Origin of the sequence: Tolypothrix bouteillei VB521301 (assembly GCF_000760695.4) — a bacterium.
GTDB lineage: Bacteria > Cyanobacteriota > Cyanobacteriia > Cyanobacteriales > Nostocaceae > Scytonema > Scytonema bouteillei_A.
This window is the reverse complement of record NZ_JHEG04000002.1, coordinates 253,306-273,358: the sequence shown is the minus strand read 5'-3', so window position 1 is coordinate 273,358 and position 20,053 is coordinate 253,306. Positions and strand designations below refer to the sequence as shown.

General features: G+C 41.0%; 21 protein-coding genes and 1 pseudogene. 6 read left to right on the top strand and 16 right to left on the bottom strand.

Features of this window, described 5'->3' with window-relative positions:
- Positions 1-90 precede the first annotated feature (90 nt).
- Together HC643_RS39940 and HC643_RS39935 are read right to left on the bottom strand one after the other, a co-directional pair.
- Positions 91-735, bottom strand: coding sequence for an OmpA family protein (locus HC643_RS39940; RefSeq protein ID WP_050046221.1), 645 nt, complete (start codon positions 733-735; stop codon positions 91-93).
- 164 nt (positions 736-899) lie between these two features.
- Positions 900-1,673 (bottom strand): ion transporter, encoded by a 774-nt coding sequence (locus HC643_RS39935; protein WP_038090057.1) that lies wholly within the window; start codon positions 1,671-1,673, stop codon positions 900-902.
- A 560-nt stretch (positions 1,674-2,233) separates the two neighbouring features.
- Here HC643_RS39935 and HC643_RS39930 point away from each other — a divergent pair.
- Complete coding sequence (locus tag HC643_RS39930; protein WP_038090060.1) at positions 2,234-2,482, top strand: addiction module protein; 249 nt, start codon at positions 2,234-2,236, stop codon at positions 2,480-2,482.
- 57 nt (positions 2,483-2,539) lie between these two features.
- On the opposite strand, the gene HC643_RS39925 is transcribed toward HC643_RS39930, so the two are convergent.
- The 10 genes from HC643_RS39925 to HC643_RS39885 all read right to left on the bottom strand — a co-directional run bounded on the left by HC643_RS39925 (position 2,540) and on the right by HC643_RS39885 (position 10,094).
- A complete protein-coding gene (locus HC643_RS39925; protein WP_038090063.1) occupies positions 2,540-2,848 on the bottom strand; it encodes a hypothetical protein in 309 nt (102 codons plus the stop codon).
- 12 nt (positions 2,849-2,860) lie between these two features.
- A complete protein-coding gene (locus tag HC643_RS39920; protein ID WP_038090066.1) occupies positions 2,861-3,202 on the bottom strand; it encodes a hypothetical protein in 342 nt (113 codons plus the stop codon).
- Between the two features lie 184 nt (positions 3,203-3,386).
- Positions 3,387-3,521, bottom strand: coding sequence for a hypothetical protein (locus HC643_RS42335; protein WP_272900286.1), 135 nt, complete (start codon positions 3,519-3,521; stop codon positions 3,387-3,389).
- A gap of 128 nt (positions 3,522-3,649) precedes the next feature.
- Positions 3,650-4,738, bottom strand: coding sequence for an ankyrin repeat domain-containing protein (locus HC643_RS39915; protein ID WP_050046219.1), 1,089 nt, complete (start codon positions 4,736-4,738; stop codon positions 3,650-3,652).
- Between the two features lie 253 nt (positions 4,739-4,991).
- Positions 4,992-5,264: a hypothetical protein gene (locus HC643_RS39910; RefSeq protein WP_167844885.1), complete on the bottom strand. Its 273-nt coding sequence runs from the start codon at positions 5,262-5,264 to the stop codon at positions 4,992-4,994.
- Positions 5,265-5,558: 294 nt separating this feature from the next.
- A complete protein-coding gene (locus HC643_RS39905; protein WP_050046217.1) occupies positions 5,559-7,151 on the bottom strand; it encodes an alkaline phosphatase D family protein in 1,593 nt (530 codons plus the stop codon).
- 279 nt (positions 7,152-7,430) lie between these two features.
- A complete protein-coding gene (locus HC643_RS39900; RefSeq protein ID WP_038090069.1) occupies positions 7,431-7,769 on the bottom strand; it encodes a hypothetical protein in 339 nt (112 codons plus the stop codon).
- Positions 7,770-7,834: 65 nt separating this feature from the next.
- Complete coding sequence (locus tag HC643_RS39895) at positions 7,835-8,077, bottom strand: hypothetical protein (RefSeq protein WP_038090072.1); 243 nt, start codon at positions 8,075-8,077, stop codon at positions 7,835-7,837.
- A gap of 205 nt (positions 8,078-8,282) precedes the next feature.
- Entirely contained in the window at positions 8,283-9,020 is a 738-nt protein-coding gene (radC, locus tag HC643_RS39890) for a RadC family protein (protein ID WP_038090076.1), read from the bottom strand.
- A 138-nt stretch (positions 9,021-9,158) separates the two neighbouring features.
- Entirely contained in the window at positions 9,159-10,094 is a 936-nt protein-coding gene (locus HC643_RS39885) for a phosphoribulokinase (RefSeq protein WP_038090079.1), read from the bottom strand.
- Between the two features lie 190 nt (positions 10,095-10,284).
- On the opposite strand from HC643_RS39885, the gene HC643_RS42330 reads away from it, so the two are divergent.
- Together HC643_RS42330 and HC643_RS39880 are read left to right on the top strand one after the other, a co-directional pair.
- Positions 10,285-10,407, top strand: coding sequence for a hypothetical protein (locus tag HC643_RS42330; protein ID WP_272900285.1), 123 nt, complete (start codon positions 10,285-10,287; stop codon positions 10,405-10,407).
- A gap of 328 nt (positions 10,408-10,735) precedes the next feature.
- Positions 10,736-12,342, top strand: a pseudogene (locus tag HC643_RS39880) (IS1182 family transposase).
- A gap of 620 nt (positions 12,343-12,962) precedes the next feature.
- On the opposite strand, the gene HC643_RS39875 reads toward HC643_RS39880, so the two are convergent.
- The 3 genes from HC643_RS39875 to HC643_RS39865 form a co-directional block, all read right to left on the bottom strand.
- Entirely contained in the window at positions 12,963-13,238 is a 276-nt protein-coding gene (locus HC643_RS39875; RefSeq protein ID WP_050046216.1) for a hypothetical protein, read from the bottom strand.
- A gap of 230 nt (positions 13,239-13,468) precedes the next feature.
- Positions 13,469-16,078: a chloride channel protein gene (locus HC643_RS39870; RefSeq protein WP_038090081.1), complete on the bottom strand. Its 2,610-nt coding sequence runs from the start codon at positions 16,076-16,078 to the stop codon at positions 13,469-13,471.
- A 91-nt stretch (positions 16,079-16,169) separates the two neighbouring features.
- On the bottom strand, positions 16,170-16,385 hold the full coding sequence (locus HC643_RS39865; protein WP_050046215.1) for a hypothetical protein: 216 nt from the start codon (positions 16,383-16,385) through the stop codon (positions 16,170-16,172).
- Positions 16,386-16,919: 534 nt separating this feature from the next.
- Between HC643_RS39865 and HC643_RS39860 the strand changes: the two genes are divergently transcribed.
- Positions 16,920-17,288, top strand: coding sequence for a four-helix bundle copper-binding protein (locus HC643_RS39860; protein ID WP_050046214.1), 369 nt, complete (start codon positions 16,920-16,922; stop codon positions 17,286-17,288).
- A gap of 102 nt (positions 17,289-17,390) precedes the next feature.
- Here HC643_RS39860 and HC643_RS39855 read toward each other — a convergent pair whose 3' ends face one another.
- Positions 17,391-18,134, bottom strand: coding sequence for a bacteriorhodopsin (locus HC643_RS39855; RefSeq protein ID WP_050046213.1), 744 nt, complete (start codon positions 18,132-18,134; stop codon positions 17,391-17,393).
- 262 nt (positions 18,135-18,396) lie between these two features.
- Between HC643_RS39855 and rppB the strand changes: the two genes are divergently transcribed.
- Both rppB and HC643_RS39845 read left to right on the top strand, forming a co-directional pair.
- Complete coding sequence (gene rppB, locus HC643_RS39850; protein ID WP_038090084.1) at positions 18,397-19,725, top strand: two-component system sensor histidine kinase RppB; 1,329 nt, start codon at positions 18,397-18,399, stop codon at positions 19,723-19,725.
- Between the two features lie 119 nt (positions 19,726-19,844).
- Positions 19,845-20,039, top strand: a complete 195-nt coding sequence (locus tag HC643_RS39845) for a hypothetical protein (protein WP_050046212.1) — start codon at positions 19,845-19,847, stop codon at positions 20,037-20,039.
- Positions 20,040-20,053 lie beyond the last annotated feature (14 nt).

The following is a 20,053-nucleotide window of genomic DNA, read 5'->3' as shown; positions in this document are numbered from 1 at the left end:
AGATAAATTAAACTCCATTTCCGCAAAAATGTAAAGTTTTTTGCCAATACTTCAATAAATTTTTATGCTTACTATAGGAACTATTGGAAATTACACTTGATGGTCGAGCCTTTGGATCACTATTTCAATACGAGAATTCTTTTGCCTTGCAATGTCTCGAGTGAAACAATCAAATTTCGTATTTGATACAATCGGTTGGGATTTTCCATAACCCTGCGTAGTAACCATAGATACATCTAAGAGACCTTTCTTGCTTAACCACTGTTGTACGGCTACAGCTCTCTGTTCTGAAAGTTGAAAATTCTCTTTGCTACTACCTCTAAAATCGGTATGTCCCAAAATTTGCAACCAACTACCCGAATACCGATTGTCGATCGCTTGGCTAACTTGATTCAAAGCTTTCTCTGCTTTGGCTGCCATTTGATGCTCACCGCATTTAAATAACAGACGAGTTGGTATCGTAATTATAGTTAAGTGCTTATTTGCCTGCACTTGAATTTGTGGCAGTGTAATTTCTGAAAGCTTAACTACTGGATAGACATCACGAGGAAACCTCACAATAGGAACTTGTTGTTGGGGAAGTTCTACTGATAATGCCTGCACCTCTTGTGCTTGAGATTGTTGATAGCCGATCAAACTACCCTCAGAATTTATAGTAGTGGAGTGTAGAAAATTTCCAGCAACAATGCTTGCGGCGATAGAAACCAAGCAATTCTTGAAACAAGGTGAGTACATTTAGCCTGGAGACGAAATGAATTCTTAAGACTTTTTACAATCTACAATAATTTCACGAGACAACATAACGCTTCTATCGCAAGCGAGATTGGCAAAAATGTTATTGCCTATACTAAATTCTTCGATGACTCTAAATTAAGGTAATGTCCGCTAACTATTAACCCCTAACGCAACTTAGTTCCACAACTCTTACAAAATTTTGCATCTACATCATGAAAAAGAAGACCGCAACCAGAACAAGTTGTTTCCACCTGGTTGGCTGTTTTAAACAATCGCTTAATCAAATCGCCCACTTGCCAGGGAATCAGAGCAACACCAGTTAAAATCATCAATACAGTTAGCAGACGCCCTAATTCAGAAACAGGAGTCACGTCACCAAAACCAACAGTTGTCATGGTGACAACAGAAAAATAAAAAGCATCCAAAAAAGTCACAAAAACTTTTGAATTTACGGGATGTTCTACTTGATAAATCAATCCAGAGTATACAAAAATAATCGCAAATAGAGTAAATAATATACGTGCAAAAATTACACCATCTTCAGTATCAATACTAAATAAAAACTTTTTATCTATAAACCTAATTAATCTTAAAATCCGAAACCATCTTAGCAGCCGGATAAAGCGAATATCTACCGTTCCTATAAGAAAAGGCAAGATTGCCATTAAGTCAATAATTGCGTATGGACTAAAAATATACTTAACCTTATTTTCTGCACTCCAAAAGCGGAGTACATATTCTATTGCAAAAACGAACAAGATGACGGTGTCTATTGCATCTAGATTAAATCGAACAATCTCAGGAATATCATATGTTTCCGCTACAAAAATTCCTGACGATAGTAAAACCAATCCGGCAATAGTAAGATTCACAGCTTTGCCTACTGGTGTTTCCAAATCTTTCAAGTAAAATGCTGTTTTTTCTCTACTCAATAGCATATTATACGCTAGTTACCCTTAACAAATAATTCGATATATGTAGCAATCCTATTTGAGAGCCGAACAAGGAGGACAAGGGAGAGATTTTTGTAACTCCTACACGGACAGCTATAGGAATCATAAATGATTGATGAAAATTCTTAAGTACTGTGGGGTAGGCAATGACAAACCTAGCTATATTTTACAAATTAAATAGGAATCATATCGAAAAAACACGCCTGCGATGTTCGCAATCGCTGCTATACAACCCCCATTCCGCCTACGCCGACAAATAAATAGCCTGCTTCCGCAGGCTTTGTTTGTGTAGTCCCAGAATTTTATTCTGAGGGCAATTTGACAAAACGAGATGCTCCCTATAGTTTTTTGCAATTCTCTCTTTCTTCTCTTTAAGCTATAGTAAGCTTTTGCCGTTATTGAAGTTGTCATAAATAAGATAGAATTGTCATAGCAATCCTATCTTATCGATCGCAATTGAAAATGTCCATCCTCGGCAGATGGAATGGAACCAGCATTTCATTTGGAACGAAGATAGAATAGGACTTAAAACCCTGTGAGGTTTCATGAAATCAATTGAGGAACTAACAGAAGAACTCCTAGCACTCCCTAGCGCATCCAGGGCGTTATTAGCAGAAAAGCTAGTTGAAAGCTTGGAGTTTGATACTGAACCAACAATCCAAGCAGCATGGATGACTGAAGCAAAAAAACGATGTTCAGAAATTCGCTCTGGTTCTGTGCAACCAATTCCAGGGGAAGAGGCTCTTGCTACTGTAAGACGGTTGCTAGAGCCATCTCAAATTTTTAGTGCTTAGCTCGACTTATGAGTCCGATTACATTTTTTCTAGTTAATCTTCGTGTGTTTTAATTTTTTATTTATCCTCTCGATTAACAAATTCTTTAAATAAAATAAAAAATTTCTCAAAAGCTTTGACATCATCATCAGAATACAGTAGTATTATTTTTTCCCATGATTGATTGACTTCAATCATAGCTTTCCACTTGATCCAGTCTGGAAATTTTTCAAATTCTTGTTCTTGTTCTGTTTTAGGTAATTGAAGTTCTCGTCTAGCAATATTATATCCCCGCAAAAAAGCATACAGAGCAATGAGAGAACGCCTGCCCAAATAAAAAATCGGCTCTTTTTGTATTTTGTTTATAACATCGTATAAATCAACCATTTTTTCTTTTCTTTATTGTTTATTATCAATATTTTGATTTTGAAAATTATTTTTTTGAGCAAAAAACTCATCAGATAATTCAAAAAAATTATCTAGAGCATCTCTTTCATCTTCTGAATAGAAAAGTATTACACTAGCCCAAGAACGGTTTTTTCCTGCATCGTATTTATTACGAATCCATCTAATCAAATTGTCAAATTCTTTAAAATTTTCCATGTAATATGGCATTTCTAGATGACGCATCATATAATAATATCCAAAGAAGAAAGCTTCTAGATGAAATATTGAATGCTTTCCTAAACGAACAGTTGGATGTTGTTTTATTGTTTGTAATGTCTTGTATAAATCTTCCATATTTATTTACCAGAGTTTAATTTCAAATTATGCTGTCAGCTAGAAAAAGTATTTTCCATCGTCCTAATTCTAATTATACGTTTCATTAACCCTTGATAATATTCAGCATCGATAGTGATACCAGTGACATCAGCAGAGCGCAGAAAGTAGCTGATAAGTCAAGCAAGCGTCTTGGAATTAGCAATTACGGAGTACAGCCGTATCGTACTTCCATATCTCCGTCTTCTAATGTACTTTTTATCACTTGATTTGTGCCACTTTGCGGTTCGGCGATTGTAATAGTAGACTCATTCTCACTCGCTCCGGATGGTTCGTTCATGGGTAGACGCCGCTATTCTGCTTTATCTCACCCCCTATTTTCCCTTAACCGAGCAGTATTGCATTCGGGATAGGTAGCGCTCGTTATGTAAATTACTATAAGTATCTTTAAATAAGAGTGTCAGTTTTCTAATTTTCTATAGCTCCAGCTTTGAGAAGAAGTTGAATAATTTCACTATTTCCACCTTGTTGAGCCAATGACAAAGCAGTTTGTCCAGCTAGATTTTTAATATTAATATCTGCTCCAGCTTTGAGCAAAATTTCAACTATCTGGATGTTATCAGATTTTACAGCTTCCATTAAGGCTGTCCAATTATCATTGTTGGTCGCATTAACATCAGCACCTGCTTCGATTAAAATATGAATCACTTCAATCTGTCTTGTTGTATCTTTTTTTAAGTATTTTACTGTAGAAAGTCCATCAATAGCTTTTACTAATGCAGTTCGACTCTTGTTTTCATTTTTATTGTTAACGTTTGCTCCAGCTTTGATTAAAGCTTTAACTACTGATATATGACCCCAAAAAGAAGCAATATTGAGAGCCATCACATTTTCACAGCTAATGGCATTGACATTAACTCCTTCATCTATTGCTTTGTTGACAGCATTAAGATTGCCCATTGCTGCTGCTTCAATAAAAGCCTCAGTAAATTTATCATTCGCTCTTTGGCGGTAGATTAAGCCTTCAGCTAGAAGTTGCTCCGCTTCTTGTCTCAATTCTGCATCTGTTAGAGGTGCAAGGTAGTCGTAAATTTCCCGCCATCCTTGATTTGCAGCATTCCATAAAGCGAAATATCCACCATTAGTAACTGCATTTACATTTGCTCCGGCATCAACTAACATCCGGACAACATTAAAATTTCCACAGTGTGCTGCATCCATTATTGCAGTCTCACCATCGTTTTTTAAACTTTGATTAACATTGATTCCTACCCCAACTAATTCTTTTAATATATTAATATCATTTTTATTTAAAGCATAGTTGAGAGCCTGCCTCAGGAGATATTTATTACTAGAAATAGTTGATGCTCCTGCTTTAAGTAACAGGCGCACAATTTCTACATGGTGATAATCAACGGCTGTTTTTAACAGAGTATCACCATATTTATACTTGAACTCTAAATCGATCCCAGTATTAAGAATTGCTATAGTCTTTTCAATTTTTCCAGCTTTTACTGCTTCATATATTTCTGTTTGTTTTTGTTTTTTTTCATCCATTTCTTTATGTAATAAAGTCCAAAAACTACTCGGTTAGATGTTTTTATATTGTCAACTTTATCTTTAGATTAGAGTATTAATCGACAAGATTGACAAATATTAAAATGACTGATTTACTTAGAGCCTTTGCTTGAGCTTGAGCTAGTTTTGCTGCAATATCTACATCAGACGTAGTCTCTCCTCGATTTAAACGTTTATATGTTATGTTTGGTCATAATCATAATTTTCCGTTTCACCTGCTTCAGTAACAATATCAAGTTGATAGCCTGCTATGTAATTGAAAGTGCGATCGCGTAGCGGCTCTGAAAGAGCGAGAGACCGGATCTAATGAGTACGTCAGGGGCTCGCCATCAACATCTGCGGCTATGACATCATAAGCATACGCACTACCAGGAGTAGCTGTTAACACAGGAGTTGAGCGAATCACTAGCGCATTGTGCGCTCGTGCTGTCAGAGTAAAGCCCTGTGCCGCACCCAAGCCACCATCATCAACGGCTCCGACAAAGATTTTATAGTTCCCAGCCACCGGATTACTCCAACTCAGCAAACCAGTTGTTGCATCGATAGTGATAATTTCCAGAGGCTACTTTAAGATAACCTTTGGCTATTTTGTGGCAACAGTTGGCAACCAAATTCGCTCCAAAAATGACCCCACGCCAACCATTCACCCCATCACTAGGGCAACCACTAGGCTACTCTTGGGCAACTTGAGGCTACTTCACTGCAACAGTCCTCTCCTCGCTCTCGATAGCACTGAAAAATCGCTCTTATCCATACAGGACATTAGAGAATTCGCTAACAGTACCTTGTCTCCCTTTAATTATGCTGTCTGAGCGCCAGGACGACCGTTCTCAACAACGAAGGAAGCAAAAGTATAGATAGGTGCATCCGAACGGCTCACTGTGGTTACAAAACGCAAATCTGTGTGCCAGCGTTGGTGGTTGAGGTTGACTCGGAAATAGCCACGGCGATCGCCATCGAAAAACTTAATGTGTGGGTTCTCTGGAATCATCGGACCGTAGTAGGGTCCGTAAACAATGCGATCGCCGTTGCTGGTTAAAGAGGGGGTAACAAACTCTGTAGCTACAGTAGGTGAGTTTTGGTCTTTGAAATTCAGTTTGAGGTCGCTAACGAAGGTAGAATGCCAATCACCCGTGATGACAACTGGATTGCTGATGTTCCGTTCTGTAATATGGCTGAGGACACGTTGCCTTGCAAGAGGGTAACCATCCCAAGAGTCATTCCAAAAGATTTCACCCTCCCCAATTTTGTGATCCAATTCTGCCATCAGCACTTGCTGAGCAATGATATTCCAGCGTGTTTGAGAACGATTCAAACCATTGAGGAGCCAGCGTTCTTGTCTGTCGCCAGTCATCGTTTTGGCTGGGTCTAGTGCTGCGGAGCAACGCTGTGTCTCACCATCACCGCAGGGTTGATCGCTACGGTATTGTCGGGTATCGAGTACGCTAAACTCAGCTAAATTTCCAAAGGTTAACCGCCGATAAAGGAGCATATCCGCTCCTTGGGGTACAGAGAAGCGACGTAGTGGTTGATGTTCGTAATAAGCTTGATAAGCTGCTGTTCTTCTTTGAAGGAAATCTTCGATGGGATCGTTCTTTTCCGATAAAGCATTAGTATAATCATTATCTACTTCATGGTCATCCCAAGTCACGACAAAAGGGAACAAGGCGTGACACAACTGCAAGTCTGGGTCAGTTTTATACAGAGCGTAACGGAGGCGATACTGTTCTAATGTTGTTGTCTCTTGCTGAAATTGCTCTGGCAAAGAGGCATTGCGGACACTACCAGGACTGATGCCATACTCGTAAATGTAGTCACCCAAGTGAAAGACTAAATCTAAATCTTCTTGAGCTAGGTTGCGGTAAGCAGAATAAAAACCGTCTTCCCATTTTTGGCAAGTCACGAAGGCAAAATTTAGCTCGTTGAGGAAATCCCCTGGAACGGGTGCAGTGCGGGTGCGCCCAATTTGGCTCTCTTCCTTACCTACACGAAATTGATACCAGTACCAGCGATTGGGTTCCAGCCCCATCACCTCAACATGAACGGAGTGAGCAAACTCTGGAATTGCTATTGCCGTACCGCTGCGGACAACTTGTTGCATCTTTTCATCAGTTGCAACCAGCCACTGCACGGGAACGTTTTGCTTTGGCATTCCACCTCCTTCAATCAAAGGCTCTGGTGCAAGCCTCGTCCACAGAACCACGCTCTTGGGCAATGGATCTCCTGATGCAACACCCAAACTAAATGGATATGTAGAAAATTTTGGTTGAGCATTAACTTTTCTGGGAAACTGATTGGCGATCGCAAACCCAGTTACAGTTCCAGCACCAATCAAAAACTGCCGACGTCTCATTGCGCTTGATAGCAGTTGCTCAACATTAAATCGCTGCATAAACTTTGCTCCTCATCTGTGTTTCCAGTTGACGCAACTTCCGTGCCGAGCAACTGATACCAATAACCACCAGTTTTTCTTAATCTTGCAAAGCTGAATTTAGCTTTACAAAATAAACTTATCAACGAAATCTTAAATGGGAGCCAAGCGATCGTTAAAGCCTGTTTAACAGCCTACTTCTTTCGTAAACATACAAGCAACAACTTTTGTCAAGTTTATTTAATATAATTTAATATATTTTTGAAGAAGAGACATTGCTAATTTAATACTTTACAATTTTTAATCTTTGGAGGGTTTACGCAGTATGGGTTTCAAACTTCTGGCATTCATTTCCCAGGCTGCCGTTCTTTCTTGTGCAAGTCTTTCCCTTTCTTCTTGTTTGGCTTTTTCCTTAATTTTTAAGTATTCCTTAATATGATTTGGTAGTTTTTGATCGAAACCGAAGTAATCTGCATACGCAATTAAATCGGTATCGGATAGTTCTCCATAGAATGCCCGCATTTTGCTTTGAAATTGAGGATCGAGAGCGATTAGCTGACGGCGAAAACTCAAATAACCTTGCCAATCTCTAGCAACAATCGTGAGTTTCATGGCTTCCAACAATTCTTGTTCAGTCATGTGACACTTTTAAGGAATTTGGGGGAATTACGACAGTATAAAGCTCTCTAGGGAGAAAGTTAAGGTTATGGCATATTAACAGACATTACAATTGGAATTACGATGGGAGCAAAGATAAAGATAACAACTCGCCAAAGAATGTTTTTGTCTAATTTATAAATTTGTGTCTTTTGATAAAGCGGAGGCAAAAACAAAAGCGCCCAAATGATGAAAGTCGTTGCGATCGCCGGAGTCTCAAAGTTAGCAAGTGCCAACATACCCCAGAAACTTGCCACAGCCCAGCAAATATTACGTAATAATTGATACATATTGTTATCTCATAAGCACCTTGCCTATGATTCCCAGTGCGAGAAGAAAGTTCCACAACAATTCAAAAACTTCCCAGCAGAGAGTCACTTTAAACTTGGAAGGCTTAACATCCGTTAAGCGCTCCCTGTTCCCTTCTTCGATGAACTACTCAAACACAGGTAAATTAGAATACTTTTGATTTTCTAAGAAAAAGGTTAAGTTTTCTCAATCTCCCTGCGGACATTCTTCCCACAAAGTTGTAATTTCCCGCAAACTTTGGTGAGTCCCATCACCCAAAATGAGATGGTCGAGTAAAGGAATGCCCAATAAGTTTGCCCCAACGAGTAACTGACGGGTTAATTCAATATCTGCTTGACTGGGTTCAAGATTTCCCGATGGGTGATTGTGAGCTACAATCAGCCGAGTGGCTCCTTGCTTGATCGTCTCTTTGAAAATTTCCCTCGGTGGAGCTAAAGTTTCTGTTGCAGTGCCAATTGTAATCACTTGCGTTCCTAACAAACGGTTTTTCACATCCAACAGAACAACAGCAAATTTCTCTTGATTTTGCCACATGAGGTCTTGACTGAGGGCTGCAGCCGCCACTGCTGGATTATCAACAACCGTCTTTTCGCCAGGACGAGATAGAAATGCTCTTTTACCCAACTCAATAGCTGCCACAATAGTTGCTGCTTTCGCAGCTTTTATACCATGAATTTGCATTAACTCTGAGGCGCTGACATCTCGCAAAATTGTTAAAGGCTCATCCTCACGCTGGTGTTTCCCAAGTTCGTTCAAAATATACTGCCCCAAACCCACAGCCGAAAGTTTTCCGGCTCCTTGACCGGTACCCAGCAAAATTGCTATCAACTCGGCTGTAGCCAAAACTTTAGGGCCATATGTCAACAATCGCTCGCGTGGGCGTTCGGTCAGGGGCATATCAGCAATTCTAAGGCTATAAGTCATAGGAGAGAGCAGGAGATAAGAATGATACATTCACTTATTCCTGAAAATCTCTGGTAACCTTTGAAACTAATTCTTTTTTGAAAAATTATTTAATATTTGCCTGTACCTCGATAGAAATCGACTTTTCGCCGTTCCTCTTTAATAGTGAATTTGCGTAGCTTTCAGCATATGATAGGTAATTAGTAACTGAGTGATAGCAAGCGGGTTGCTTTGAATGGTTTCTCCTGTCGTACCTGCAACTTTGCCCAATTCCGGATTTCCTTCGCGATCGCATATGTTTTTGAGATGGGGCATATCAGAGCAAAGAATCTGTTCGAGCTTATTCACCTGCTCTAAAGTGGCATGACCATCAACTTCCAAAACATCCACAGGTTTACCCATATCTCTATCCAATCCCAGCCGAATTGCAGATTCCGTGCCATCACCAGAATTGATAATTTGGGTAAAATCAGGGTGCGGAATGGTAGGACGGAGTACCAGACGGACATTCAAATGCCCATTTGCTTGATCTACCTCATCATGAGGCGGGTAGAAACTCACCACGATATCAGACCATTGTCTCTGCGGACGAATAAAATCTTCTGAATCTGGTTCGCGTTTTCTGAGTTCTTCAAGAACTTGTTCTTCTGTATAACCTCGCTTCTGAGTGTCTCGCTTCACTTTCCATGAAGCACGCACAGATTCGGGAGGTGCAAGGTAAACTTTTACATCATAACTGTCACGGGCAATACGAGTGGAATAACCTAATAACCCTTCTATGATGACAAACTTATTTGGCTTAATATATACAGGAGGTTCAAAAGTTCCTGTTTTGTGACTGTAGACAGGTTTGAGAATTGGCTGTCCGATCCGCAACTGCGACAAGTGCTGCTGCATAATATCCAGATGGTTACACTCAGGGTGCAATGCAGTAATACCAATCTCAGCACGCTGTTTGCGATCGTATTTATGATAATCGTCCGTACAGATAACCGTGACATTCTCCGGTCCGAGAACTTGAGCAATCCCCTTAGTCAATGTGGTCTTACCAGCGGCACTGTCGCCAACAATACCAAGTATTATAGGACGGCTCATAATTCCCTCTCACTCATACAGTAAAGCGTATTTTTAGATTGTATGTTAATTTACCAATTTTTGATAAATGTTGAAATAAATATAGTAACTCGATTGAAGTAAGACTTACACATCATCCCCTTTTTTAAGAGGTTCAAGATCTCTACAAAGTGTGAAATCCACAAAATATTGTTAAAGTTACGTAAGTCCTATGACTGTCAGATACTTGTCTTTAGAAACCGGGTTTTTATGCCTTAAGTTGCCTATATTGAGCTACGTATTGAATGACAAACAAACACACGCGATCGCAACTCTTTTTGTCACAAAACGTTAACAAAAATCTTCAAAAATCAAATATTTTGTATTGAATAAATATTTATGTAGAGACACCCCATGAAGCGTCTTAACTGGGATTCAGGTAACGAATTATTAACTTTTAAAGCTTCTAATAAATTTTTATTACCTAACTTAATAAAAATAGTCATTAGTTCTTGAAAATACAAAACCACTTAACAAATAACCAATGACCAATGACCTAGAGCGCCGGTACAGTAATCACTATTTCGAGTTAGGATGAAGGGGCTGACACGAGAGTTGTGTAGTGCCCAATGATGTGAAGTTGTGTAACGTATTTCTCATTAAAGAGTAGTAGGTTTAAACAAATGCAACCAACCTTGTGGCACCCGCCAGTGGAGTTATCAGACACAGAGCAGGCGAGCCTCACTGCGTGAGGAGCTACGCTAACGTGAACCGGATCAAACGCGCCAAACTGTTTATTTTCTTGCGGCAAGTGCGTCACCAATTATTTGATGATGAATTTCAAACAGAGTTGGCAAAAATTTATGATGATAGTCCCAAAGGTCATCCGCCAATACCACCTGCACTCCTAGCCTTAGCAACAATTCTGCAAGCCTATACTAGAGCCAGTGATGACGAAACAATAGAGTTGTTGTTGATGGACAAACGTTGGCAGTTGGTATTGAATTGTCTCGAGTGTGAAGAACCACCGTTTAGTAAGCCAACGCTAGTTCGGTTTCGTACTCGACTGATAAAGCGGCGATTAGATCGAAGGTTAATTGAACGCACGGTGGAATTAGCAAAACAGACAGGTGGTTTTGGGTCAAAAAATTTGCGGGGGGCGTTGGATTCATCACCATTGTGGGGAGGGGCGAAAGTAGAAGATACTTACAATTTGTTGGGTCATGCTCTTAAGAAGGCAATGAGCGTGATAGCCCGCCAGCAGGGGGGGGAGCTGACGGCGATAGCGACTGAATTAGGAGCAGAATTTATTAGTGGTTCGAGTGTAAAAGCGGCACTCGATATAAACTGGGACAATCCAGAAGAACGCATAGAAGCGTTGTCCAGGTTGCTTATGGCTCTGCAAGCAATAGAAACTTGGTTCGAGCAAAATCATCCACTAAGTGTAACCAGTAGTGTAGAACAGAATCTGAAAGTGGCGCGACAGATTCAATCTCAGGATGTGGAAGTGACAGCAAATGGGACACCGCAACTACGACAAGGGGTAGCCAAAAATAGACGAGTGAGCGTCGAAGACCCAACAATGCGTCATGGACGTAAAAGTCGCAATCAAAGGTTTGATGGTTATAAACGTCACGTGCTCACGGATTTAGATACTGGAATTGTGCGGGCTGTGGGTTTGACTCCAGCTAATGTTCCAGAAGCTTGGGTAAGTGACGCCATTAGCAATGACCTTAAAGCCCAAGACGTGACACTGGTGGAGTTGCAGATTGACCGCGCTTATCTAAGTAGCAAATTAGTTCGTCACCGAACCGAAGAGTTAAAAATTTACTGCAAAGCTTGGGCAGTCAGGAATCGTGATGGGCGCTTTCCCAAAACATCATTTGTCTTAGATTGGGAGGAACAACAAATCACCTGTCCGAATCAAATTACCCTCCCATTTAAGCTAGGAGCAAAGGTACAGTTTCCCAAATCAGCTTGCGCGAACTGTCCTCTACAAGCAGGTTGTACGACAAACCCATATGGGCGAACTGTTTCTATTCATCCAGAAGAGCAATTACTACAAGAATTACGGCAACGTCAATTAACTAGGCTAGGGCGGGCAAAACTTCGTGAGCGCGTAGCAGTTGAGCATTCTTTGGCACACTTGGGACATTGGCAAAGCAATCGTGCTCGTTATGTTGGTTTACGCAAGAACTTGTTTGACCTGCGGCGCACTGCCGTAGTTCACAATCTTCATGTTTGGGCACGCCTAGTAGAGCAAGTTAATGCCGGACAATGCAACGTTTGAAACAATGGCAGTTGTTCACACCCCAGAGAATCGAGCACCAGTTACCAAAGTTTACCCATTAAACATCTCCAGAAATTAATTAATGCATTACCCAAAGGTCTTAGTAGGGGTGCAATGCCTTGCGCTCCTACCAAGACTTTCGGGAGATGTCTATTCGGGTAGACGCCGAGATACGTATCTCGGCGTCTACCCTATTTATAACAACTCAATTGCTTCCTAGTTACTAGCTTCGTATTTGCTCACAAAATGGTTACCACTTACTAGTAACGCAGGTGTTACTAGGGGTTAATATGCAGGAACTATTATCATAAATTTTTGCCAACTCTGTTTGAAATTGATCATCAAATAATTGGTGACGCACTTGCCGCAAGAAAATAAACAGTTTGGCGTGTGTGATCCGGTTCACGTTAGCGTAGCTCCTCACGCAGTGAGGCTCGCCTGCTACGTGTCTGATAACTCTACTAGCGGGTGCCACAAGGTTGGTTGCATTTGTTTAAACCTACTACTCTTTAATGAGAAATACGTTACACAACTTCACATCATTGAGCACTATACAACTCTCGTGTCAGCCCCTTTGGTCATCCTAACTCGAAATAGTGATTACTGTACCGGCGCTCTAGTTAACAAGATTGGCGAGCATAATGACAATCAAAATAATTTAGAGCCTTGCCAGTGGACTCAAAATTACGAATAGTATTCAGTGGTGTGCCCTGCCTGTTAGATTGACGCTCCCATACCTTTAAGTAGTAGCTCTTATTATCTGTTGTACGCCAAATTTCATAACTGTAATTACCACCGGAACCGTTAATGGTCATTGAATCAGCAATTGCCGTAGAGGAAACAGTGAGTAGAGCAAATATAGTAAAAAACGTCACTTGAATTTTACGATATATCATTGGTAGATGTTAGAAAGAACACTTCATTGATAACCTTTTTCGAGAAGAAAACAGTAAAGTTATCATTGGGCAAAAGTAAAGAGATATTATGTTCTTGCTGAATTTAAAGAAAATTTCACCAATAATATTCGTAATATTACTGAATTTAAGGAATGGCTTCCTTTGATTAATTTTATTTCTTTGTGTCCTCTGTGTCTGGGATAAAGTACACTCAACACTTTTTATCGTAGTTACGCAGAAGCTGACCGCACTACAATAACAGTCTGTGGGCTATTGCGCGAGATAGTGGCAGGAATATTGCCATGTACAACTTGCTGCAATAATCCTTCACGAGAAGCTCCTAAAACGATCGCATCAGTATCATTATGTTTGGCAAACTCTAATATGGCATCTGCAACTGATGTGCCACGGACTGAAGCTATTTTTACAACGCCATTAACGTGTTGTTCGAGGAAATCAGCAGCTTTTTTGAGAGATGTTGTGTTTAAATTGGTTTCATCTGGCTGAAATACCTGGCATAAGTTGATGATTGGCATTTTATTCAGTGAAGTGAGCGCTGGGAGCAATGCGATCGCCCCTTGGGCGTTAGGACCGCCTGCCATTGGCACAAGCCAGCGTTCAAAATGCCTCTGGTCTTTAAGTTTCACCAACACCACTTCACAAGCAGCTTGTCGGATGACTGTATCCACAACGCGACTAAAAACTCGTCCTGGTGTCGCTGTGCTGCCTTTCCAACCCATCAATACCAAGTTAATATAACGATCTTTAATAGTTTGCATTATGGCTTGAGATACGTCATGAGCAACCCGTATCTGGATATGGACGGGTACGTTCCATGCTTGCCCCAATCGCATGGCTTGACGCAAAAGGCGTTGACCCATTCTCATACTTACCCGAGCGTCGGCAAGAGACTGGTGACGGGGTACAAGAATTATATGCAGACATTCGATTTCATAATGGCGATCGCGAGCAATAGCTACTGCCATTTGCAACAGCGTTTCTGCTGTTTTAGGATTGAACAACGGTACCAATATACGTCCCTGTCCTGTTTCTGGAACGCGAATGCGGTAAATCACTTGAGACGGTTCTGCTTTGGGTCCACTTAAATTTTCGCTGGTGTTGAGATATGCAGCTTCTACCCGAATAATATCACTGCGGGTAATAATACCTACCAAGCGACGTCCTTCCACAACCGGTAAATTACTCAGGTTGTAGCGATCGAGCAAATGCACGACATGGGCAAGGGTATCTTTGGGATAAGTCGTAATAGGCTCTTGAGTCATCACTTCTGCAACAAAGTGTTCCCCGTAATCATTGCTGCTTAAGCCTCTTTGGGCGAGATTGGCAACATCCTTTTGCGTTAAGATACCAACTAATTTGCCCTCCTCTAAGACTGGAAAGCCACGGTGAGAAGATTGGGAAAACGCCTGTAATGCCTCATCCAGTCTCATGCGGCCCGAAAGAGTTTCTACACGGGGTTGCATAACATCAGCCGCCGTTAGTTCCATCCACGGTCCTTGGGAGGTGCCTTCTTTAGAAAGATGAATGCCCTTAAATTCCAGCAATTTATCATACAGTGACCCGGCTTCCAAAAGTTCTGCCACTAAATAGGCTGTTACTGAAACAATCATCAACGGCAATACCAAATTGAAGTCGGTAGTCATCTCAAATACAATAACTACTGCCGTAATTGGGACTCGTGCAACTCCACAAAAGAATGCACCCATTCCCACCCGTGCATAAGTTGTCGCCAAACTCAGCCCCAGCCAGTGATGTTCCCAAATCCCAACTAAATAACCCAAAGCTGCTCCTAATGCAAGAGAGGGAACAAGTAATCCCGCAGGCGCACCGGAACCGTAGGTGAAGACGATCAGCAAAAACTGAATGCAGAATACTAGAGCGACTAATAACCAGTTTGCGTCACCTGCTAACAACAGTTCTCGCAACCCAGCGTTGTCTCGAAACACTGGAGGAAGTGCAACGAGTGCAAAACCAGTCACCAATCCAGCCAATCCAATTCGCCAAGGTAGGCTAATTTTCAGAAAGCGACCGTAAAAACTCAGGCTGGCAAGAATACCTCGATTAAACAACACACCTCCCAACCCTGCTAGAATTCCCAGGAGTAAATAAAATGGAATCTCTGGGGCAAAGAAGCTCGTGTTGGGTGTCACTAAATGCAAATCTAAATCGAGACTGTGAGTTCCTAAAATTCGAGCAATGACAGCAGCAATAAATGAAGCTAGAATAGCCGTTCCCAAGGTGATGCCAGAAATATCTTGCAAGAGTTCTTCCACCACAAACAAGACTCCAGCAATGGGAGCATCGAAGGCAGCAGCTAGTCCTGCTCCTGCTCCTGCTGCAATCAACTGGCGACGATGATTGGGGGAAGTAGGAAACCAGCGACTGAACTGATTGGCTAAGGCTGCCCCAATTTGCACTGTTGGTCCTTCCCGCCCCAAAGGTATCCCGGTTGCCAAAACTAACGTTGCACTCACAAGTTTTACGAATGCAATTTTAAGATTAAGAGGCATCGGCACCCTCGCCAGAACTGCCTTGACTTCTGACATGCCACTGCCTGCAGCAGATGGGGCAATGCGTTCTACCAGCCAACCTGCCAGAAATCCTCCTCCCAAACCAATCGTCGGCAGTAAATAGTAAGCGGGCAGTAAGTGAGATGCACTTTGTCTCCATCCACCCAGCCATCCTACACCTTGCCCTAACAAGACTGCTGCTAGTCCAGAAGCTAAACCAATCAAGCAAGCTTCAAAAATAGCAAGGCGTTTAGGTCGTATTAGCAGTCGGGATAAACGTTTCCAAAAAATCTGCCCAATGCGTACCATATTTAGTTGGAATTTAAAAACCGATATAACTCTCTTAATTAAAGCATAGCAATGAGTCAGGTTTAGCAAGCGAGCGAAGTACCAAGGGAAACTATAAAATCACTGATGCTGATTTTGACACTTGTGAATAAACATTTGGCGATTGCCACGGTAACTGATGATGATTAAACCAACTATCTACTAAGATACCTAAAACAAACAGCAGTAAAAACATCAAAAGTTCTGGTCGCCCGAGCTTATAGGATGAGCGCTCGCTAAAGTTGGAGCAAGATTCATCTAAGCTTTCTTCATTATGATATCGTCTCATAAAAACCTTTACTTTTTTGTAGTTAACTTACCAACCAATACAATCTTTGATGAATGACATAGAGATAGTTTGTAGTAAAACCTAACAGAAACTATCTCTTAATTACATTGTAGAGGTAGAAAAGTGAAATAAAAATGAAACAACAGTATCTCTTTAGATAGAAATCAGGCTGACAGATTGAATAAAAACTCCTGTTCAAAACGCGCTCCCTCCATCTTCTCCCAGACCCTACAGTACATACATAAGTCTGAAGTAGCTATATACCCAGGTTTCAGGCTAAATTTTACCCCACCCCAACCATTTGATTGAAGGATTTAAGGATAACGTCGAGCAGAGCCTATACTTTTACCGCGACTTCTTTAGAGTGCAAATTGGTACTTGTCATATATAAATGAAATCCGCATGAAACGCCAGTATTGCATAAGTCATAAATATTTCTTATTGCTATTGATAGACGCATACTCATCTCTACCTTTATAAGGTAAGTCTAAAGGCAATTATGTCTGCAATTTAGTAAGTAGAGAGGGAGAAACCTTGGCTATACAACAACTAACCCTGAATCAAGTTAACCAAGAAATGCAGCAGTGCATTCAAAACTGCTTAGATTGCCATAGTATTTGCTTGAATACCGTAACTTACTGCTTACAAAAGGGCGGTAATCATACAGAACAAGCTCATATTAGGCTATTGCTTGATTGCGCTGAAATTTGTGAAACAAGTGCTAATTTTATGCTGCGAACTTCTGAACTTCATACCCGTACTTGTGGCGTTTGTGCAGAGGTGTGTGAGCGGTGCGCTCAAGATTGCGATCGCATGGGTGATGATGCTCAAATGAAAGCTTGCGCTGATATGTGCCGTCGCTGTGCTGAATCTTGTCGGCAAATGTCAATGGCAACTGTATAAGTCACTAGAAACGCCGGCTACTGTAATCCGGTAGCCAGCAAGTGCGATCGACGCTGATGTAAAGGCACTGACAATCTGAGCCGTGTTCAAAAAAGAAGGTATTTATCGATATGGGCTCCGTTCTCTTTCCTCTCTCTGTATATAGGAGTGAGCAGTTTCCAGAATGCGATCGCTGTTACTAGCTTGGGCTAAAGTTTCATTGCCAGCAGATACAACAACAAAACCAAAACCTACCTTGGCACAGATATCTAAAACTGCGTAGCACAAGGTTTCCCAGCCAACGCTAATGACGTGAAACCCTTCAGCACCGAGAATCCAAACAATCGGATAGCAAATCCACAAGAGGATGAGTATATTTCGTAGGGTTTGGAACAAACTGTTTATCCTGCCATTTCGGCTCTTAGCACTAGCAGAATATTCAGTCAAAAGAGAGCCTAAGATAGCTAAGAAAGCACCTGAACTGATTATCCACCACAGATAGTTGTAAGGCGGAGCCTCAAGAGTCGCTACTAAGCCAGTGAGAATCATGAAAATATCTGCTCCCATCACGCCTGCAATCAATTTAGGGCGCAATCCGGCAATAACACCGATTTCTAGTAAGAGCAATGGAGTTGTAACGGCCCAGTCTACGTAACGTCCCCAGTAAACTGTTTGACCATTGATGGGCGTTACTGTTTCGCCTAGAATCATTGTTAGGTAGAGCGCTGCAGCCCAAAGCGTAATGAAAAAGCTTTCGAGGGGAAATTCCATCCCTTCCTTACGTCGCATGGCTATTGCTTTTAAGCCAAAATAAATACAGCCAATAACCATGCCAATAAAGGCAATCCACAGCCAAAATTGAGTCATATTATTACCAATCAAAGATTTCTTGTGACAACTATGTTACTGATAGTTCTAAAATTAGTTTATAAAATGGCTGTAGCTATTGCTTCCTACTATTGAGATAACAAGTATTCATAACTTAAGACGCAAAAAAATTTCATAAAAATTTCATTTTTATATGAATCAAAAAATTCTGCCAAGCGATCGCCCGAGAATTCATACTATAGAAATAGATGACTAACTTTTGCTAACTTGACAGCGATACCTTAAGCAAGTTTCTATAAATATGGAACGCAATACCATTTTTCATCAGACTCGGTTGCAACTAGCCGCTTGGTATACTCTCGTTATGAGTAGTATTTTAGGGATATCTGGTTTGGGTGTTTATACTGTGGTTGCCCATGCTTACCATAAAAGCATAGACCAAGGACTGCAATCCGTAGCAAAGGTACTCCATAAAAGTATTGAAACCGCTTGGCAGCAACCCGGACATTTACAGCAACTTGCTAAAGAACTTTCCTTACAAGTGTGTATGACTCCAACAACCTGTTTGCCTAAAACAACTATTATTAAACAACCAATAGCAGAAGCAGCTAACCAAGTTAATTACTATATACGCTTATTGAATCGTTCGGGAACACTGTTTGCAAGCGCAGGTATACAATTTGAGAAGTTACCCCTTACCTCATCATCACAGCATTGGCAAATCCTAACAGATTCTTCTGGCACTCGATACCGTCAAATCACTTTACCTTTGTATACTCAAAACCAGCTTTCGGGTTATCTACAAGTGGCACGAAGCCTCACCGATCTAGACCAAAATCTTGCTTATTTGAGATTAACTTTGATTTTAGGGTTACCAGTTTCCATGATTTTCGTTGCTTTGTCTAGTTGGTGGTTGGCGGGAAGGGCAATACAACCCGTGTATCATTCCTATCAACAAATGCAACAATTTACTGCTGATGCTGCCCATGAGTTTCGCACGCCTTTAGCAGCAATGCACTCCACCATTGAAGCTGCTATAAAGTTACAGCAAGAGCCAAAATCAAATAGTGGAATTTTAGATGTACTGAAACGCCAAAACCGTCGCCTATCGCAATTGGTGGGTGATTTACTGCTGTTGACTAGGATAGATCAAAGACAACTAATAGAAAAATATCAGCCTTGCTGTTTGAATGATTTAATTAGCGATTTAATTGAGGAATTAGCATTTTTGGCAGTAGAGACTCAGGTTATTCTCTCCAAACAGGTACAAGTGTCAAAAAAACTGTACGTTATCGGCAATGAAGAACAACTGTATCGTTTAATTTCTAACTTAATTGTTAATGCAATTCAATCCACACCTAGCGGCGGAAAAGTTACTGTTTTTTTGGAAGAAAGCGAGTTTTACGCCCTTGTTAAAGTTCAAGATACAGGAGTTGGTATTGCGCCAGAAAATCAACAGCGAATTTTCGATCGCTTCTATCGAGTTGACAGCGATCGCTCCCGCACAAATGGTGGTTCGGGTTTAGGCTTAGCGATTGCTCAGGCAATTGTCCAAGCACACAAAGGCAGTATTCACGTTCAAAGTCAATTAGGACGGGGTAGTACATTTACGGTTCACCTACCTTTTTAACTTTGTACCGACAACAAGTTAAGTTAACAATAGAGCAGTAGAGTTACTCCGTACTGGAGATGGATAGCACTGATGTTGAAGACTAGTTTGTAATTCTGTTCTTGTCCTTTAAGTGAAGTATGAAAAGAGAGACATCACGAGATTGGCTTAATTTGTTCTTGCCCTTAGCACTCATCATAGGGCTAGTTCTGCTGTTAAGTTTGAACGTGGAAGCTAGGGGAGAAACTCGGGAAACGAATCCTGTGGAGATATGGCTCAAGCGCAAAGCATCGCAAGAGATCGGGTATACAACAGCCATCAGAAGAGGAAATTAGCAAACTTGCTTGAA

Bases quoted from the DNA above. Each gene is read 5' to 3' on its own strand.
- HC643_RS39870 (WP_038090081.1), bottom strand. From the start codon at position 16,078: ATGGTACGCATTGGGCAGATTTTTTGGAAACGTTTATCCCGACTGCTA.
- HC643_RS39925 (WP_038090063.1), bottom strand. From the start codon at position 2,848: ATGGTTGATTTATACGATGTTATAAACAAAATACAAAAAGAGCCGATT.
- HC643_RS39900 (WP_038090069.1), bottom strand. From the start codon at position 7,769: ATGACTGAACAAGAATTGTTGGAAGCCATGAAACTCACGATTGTTGCT.
- HC643_RS42335 (WP_272900286.1), bottom strand. From the start codon at position 3,521: ATGAACGAACCATCCGGAGCGAGTGAGAATGAGTCTACTATTACAATC.
- HC643_RS39930 (WP_038090060.1), top strand. From the start codon at position 2,234: ATGAAATCAATTGAGGAACTAACAGAAGAACTCCTAGCACTCCCTAGC.
- HC643_RS39895 (WP_038090072.1), bottom strand. From the start codon at position 8,077: ATGTATCAATTATTACGTAATATTTGCTGGGCTGTGGCAAGTTTCTGG.
- HC643_RS39920 (WP_038090066.1), bottom strand. From the start codon at position 3,202: ATGGAAGATTTATACAAGACATTACAAACAATAAAACAACATCCAACT.
- HC643_RS39885 (WP_038090079.1), bottom strand. From the start codon at position 10,094: ATGAGCCGTCCTATAATACTTGGTATTGTTGGCGACAGTGCCGCTGGT.
- HC643_RS42330 (WP_272900285.1), top strand. From the start codon at position 10,285: ATGACTGTCAGATACTTGTCTTTAGAAACCGGGTTTTTATGCCTTAAG.
- radC (WP_038090076.1), bottom strand. From the start codon at position 9,020: ATGACTTATAGCCTTAGAATTGCTGATATGCCCCTGACCGAACGCCCA.
- HC643_RS39875 (WP_050046216.1), bottom strand. From the start codon at position 13,238: ATGATATATCGTAAAATTCAAGTGACGTTTTTTACTATATTTGCTCTA.
- HC643_RS39915 (WP_050046219.1), bottom strand. From the start codon at position 4,738: ATGGATGAAAAAAAACAAAAACAAACAGAAATATATGAAGCAGTAAAA.
- HC643_RS39935 (WP_038090057.1), bottom strand. From the start codon at position 1,673: ATGCTATTGAGTAGAGAAAAAACAGCATTTTACTTGAAAGATTTGGAA.
- HC643_RS39905 (WP_050046217.1), bottom strand. From the start codon at position 7,151: ATGCAGCGATTTAATGTTGAGCAACTGCTATCAAGCGCAATGAGACGT.
- HC643_RS39940 (WP_050046221.1), bottom strand. From the start codon at position 735: ATGTACTCACCTTGTTTCAAGAATTGCTTGGTTTCTATCGCCGCAAGC.
- rppB (WP_038090084.1), top strand. From the start codon at position 18,397: ATGGAACGCAATACCATTTTTCATCAGACTCGGTTGCAACTAGCCGCT.
- HC643_RS39845 (WP_050046212.1), top strand. From the start codon at position 19,845: ATGAAAAGAGAGACATCACGAGATTGGCTTAATTTGTTCTTGCCCTTA.
- HC643_RS39855 (WP_050046213.1), bottom strand. From the start codon at position 18,134: ATGACTCAATTTTGGCTGTGGATTGCCTTTATTGGCATGGTTATTGGC.
- HC643_RS39865 (WP_050046215.1), bottom strand. From the start codon at position 16,385: ATGAGACGATATCATAATGAAGAAAGCTTAGATGAATCTTGCTCCAAC.